This window comes from Belnapia sp., from assembly GCF_059504005.1.
This window is the reverse complement of the sequence record NZ_JCACHU010000111.1, coordinates 1-2,847: the sequence shown is the minus strand read 5'-3', so window position 1 is coordinate 2,847 and position 2,847 is coordinate 1. Positions and strand designations below refer to the sequence as shown.

Sequence of the window (2,847 nt, the reverse complement as noted above, 5' to 3'; positions counted from 1 at the left end):
GCAACCTGCATACTGTGAGACGGGTCGCCCCTATCTCAGGCGGACATCTGGTCTATTCGGCACGGACGCCGGCCTCCCGCACCAGCGCGCCCCATTCCGCATGCTCTCGCCGCACGCGCGCGGCGAACTCCTCCACCGTGCCGCCGCCGATTTCGTCACCGCGCTCGGCCAAGCGCTGGCGCGGCGTTGGGTCGCGGCAGGCCTCGTTCAGCGCCGCATTCGCCCGCCGCACGATGTCCGGCGGCAGGCCACGCGGACCGAACAGCCCAACCCAGGCCGCCACGTGGAAGCCGGGCAGCCCCGCCTCCTCCGCGGTCGGGACGTCCGGGAAGGCCGGGTTGCGATTGAGCGAGGTGACGAAGATCGGTCGCAGCCGGCCTTCCTGCACGAAGCCGTGGACCAGCGACGGGGCCTCGAATTGGGTCTGGTAGCGCCCGCCGATGAAATCCTGCAAGGCCGGCCCGCTGCCGCGGTAGTGGATCATGTTGAACACCGGGTTGCCGCTGAGGCGCGCCCGCAACTTCTCCGCTGTGGCATGCCCGATGCCGCCGGCGCTGGTCGTACCGAAGTCAATGCCGCGCGGCTGCTGGCTGCGCATCCAGGCAAGCCATTCGGGGAAGGTATGGACGGGGATGCCGCTGTGCACCATCAGCAGCAGTGGCGATTGCAGCATCAGGCCGATGGGCACGAGCTCGAGCGGGTCGAAGTTCATCCCCGGCATGGTGTGCGGGTTCAGCACGAAAGTGCCGACATTGCCGACGGTTAGGGTGTAGCCATCCGGCCGAGCGCGCAGCACCTGCTCGACCGCGATGTTGCCGCCGGCGCCGCCACGGTTCTCGATCGGCGTCGGCTGGCCGAGCGCGACCTGCAGCGCATTCTGCAACACGCGCGCGGCGAGGTCGGTCTGCCCGCCGGGCGGGAAGCCAACGATCAGATTGACCGGCCGCTCTGGCCAGGCGCCGGCGCCACCGGTTGCCTGGGCGCGGGCGAGACTAGGGACGGCAAGCCCTGTGCCGGCAGCTAACAGGGCCCTGCGGCGGAACAGGCCCGGGTGCTGGGGACCTTGGGTGATCATGCGATGTCTCCTCCCATGCCGGCAGCCTTCGGCCGCTCATGCAGCGACGCTACGCATCCCGCGGCGCCCCATCCAGCGCTTTACGAGGCTTCCCGGCGGCCACGGTCGTGCGCCTTCAGCGCGCGTCCTGGGTCGGCGCCAAGCTGGCCGCCTCGTGGTCTCCACCACCCTCACTTACGCACTGCTATCCTGCCCGGCCAGGGCCGCCGCCACCGTCGCGGATTGGGCGGAACTGGCCGAGCGGCTTAAACCGTACGCGAACTGGTGCTCGCGCACCATCATGCACCTCGCGATGCACGACGCCCTGAACGCGAGCCGACCGCGGTGCGCCCGCTACGCGCCTCCCGCGCCCGACGAGCCGCCGGGCGCGGCGCCAGAAGCCGCGCTCGCCGCGGCGGCCGGCACGGTGCTCGCAGCCCTTACACCCGGAGGCTAGCGCGCACATCGGATCGGCGCAGGCCGCCGGTATTGGGCAACTTCAACCGTTCCGACGGACGACAGGATTGTTGGAGCACAGTTTTCGGGAGCCGCGCCAATCGCTTGAGCCCTGTTACATGCGATAAGCCTCGCCTGCCGCAGGTGAGGTTGCCATGCTTGATCTAGCGCACATGAAGGCCGCTCCGGGGGAGCGGCCTTCATGTGCCGGGAATATGTTGGAAGTAGCTCTCCAAGGCGACTTCCGCTGGACCGGTTCGCAAGTGTTCTGCACCAGCAGCGGCGCTGGTTAGCTTGGTCCCCCATTGCTGGCTGATTCCGGCAGTTCCACCCCCAGCCGAGCCACCGCGGCCTCGAGCAGCGCCACATCCCCCTCCCGCCACTGATGCCGGGTCAGCAGCTTGGTGGCCTCCGCCGGCGGCATCCCAAGGGCGGCGCCGATCGCAGCGGGTGTGGTAAGGCCTCGATCTTCCAACTCGCGGCCAATCGCCATCTTTAACCGGATGGCCTTCAGCCGATCAGCGGTCCGGCGCCGGCGCTCCTCAGGCGAGATCTTCGGCTTCGCAGCTGGAGGCGCTTGGTTAGGGAACATGCTCATGCTGCGGATGTTGGTCTGCATGACAGCCGGCGCTATCCCCGGGCTGAAGACCTTGGCCGGACACCCCCGCGGCCTGAACCATTGGTCCTGATGGAGCAAAGCTTGTGAAAGCAACGTTTGCAGCGTTGTCGCTTGCGCTGGCACTGCTGGGATGCGCGGACTTGATCCCTCCAGAGGAGCGCTACGTCGTTAATCCTTGCCCCGCAGGCAAAACCTATATGAGGGCGTTTAACAGTTGCTGGTCGCTGCGGGCGCGACCCGCTCAGTGAACGGTATTGGGGCGGGGAGCAACGGCCCACTCCCACCGGCAGCTCGACGCCGAATGACAAGAGCGTGTTCAGAGGGTCGCCTCTCGGTCGAGCAGCCGATCGCTGGTGACGGACTGCGCGCTATTCGCCGCTACCTGGCCACCCGCACCGACGCGCTGCCCGGGCTGTTCGTCTCCGAGCGCGACCAGCCGCTCACCCGCCAGGCGGTGAACTACCTCGTCGCAGCCGCCGCGGCACGCGCCAACCTGACCGGCGTCCACCAGCACACGCTGCGTCATTCCTGCGGCTTCGCGCTCGCCGACAACGGGCACGACCTGCAGTTCATCCAGGACTACCTCGGCCACCGCGACCCCCGGCACACCGTCGACTACACCCGCACCGCGGGCCGCCGCTCCGAAGGTCTTTGGCGTTAGGGCGCAGGCAGCCAAGAGCTGGGCGCCTCATTCGTCGGCTTGCTCGACGGACGAGAC

At 68.4% G+C, this 2,847-nt stretch carries 4 protein-coding genes; 2 read left to right on the top strand and 2 right to left on the bottom strand.

All coding sequences use genetic code 11. The features are described 5' to 3' along the window. Positions 1 to 52 precede the first annotated feature (52 nt). On the bottom strand, positions 53 to 1,075 hold the full coding sequence (locus AC5JJ1_RS15260; RefSeq protein WP_495785958.1) for a Bug family tripartite tricarboxylate transporter substrate binding protein: 1,023 nt from the start codon (positions 1,073 to 1,075) through the stop codon (positions 53 to 55). A gap of 154 nt (positions 1,076 to 1,229) precedes the next feature. Here AC5JJ1_RS15260 and AC5JJ1_RS15255 point away from each other — a divergent pair, with 154 nt between their 5' ends. Beyond that, entirely contained in the window at positions 1,230 to 1,511 is a 282-nt protein-coding gene (locus tag AC5JJ1_RS15255; RefSeq protein WP_495785957.1) for a hypothetical protein, read from the top strand. A 288-nt stretch (positions 1,512 to 1,799) separates the two neighbouring features. Here the strand turns inward: AC5JJ1_RS15255 and AC5JJ1_RS15250 are convergent, their stop codons facing one another. Further along, positions 1,800 to 2,129 (bottom strand): hypothetical protein, encoded by a 330-nt coding sequence (locus AC5JJ1_RS15250; protein WP_495785956.1) that lies wholly within the window; start codon positions 2,127 to 2,129, stop codon positions 1,800 to 1,802. 301 nt (positions 2,130 to 2,430) lie between these two features. Here AC5JJ1_RS15250 and AC5JJ1_RS15245 point away from each other — a divergent pair, with 301 nt between their 5' ends. Beyond that, the gene (locus AC5JJ1_RS15245; RefSeq protein WP_495785955.1) at positions 2,431 to 2,790 is read left to right on the top strand and encodes a tyrosine-type recombinase/integrase; all 360 of its coding nucleotides are present in this window, start codon (positions 2,431 to 2,433) and stop codon (positions 2,788 to 2,790) included. Positions 2,791 to 2,847: the final 57 nt, after the last annotated feature.

Coding starts and splice junctions, on each gene's coding strand:
- AC5JJ1_RS15250 (WP_495785956.1), bottom strand. CDS start 2,129: ATGCAGACCAACATCCGCAGCATGAGCATGTTCCCTAACCAAGCGCCT.
- AC5JJ1_RS15260 (WP_495785958.1), bottom strand. CDS start 1,075: ATGATCACCCAAGGTCCCCAGCACCCGGGCCTGTTCCGCCGCAGGGCC.
- AC5JJ1_RS15245 (WP_495785955.1), top strand. CDS start 2,431: ATGACAAGAGCGTGTTCAGAGGGTCGCCTCTCGGTCGAGCAGCCGATC.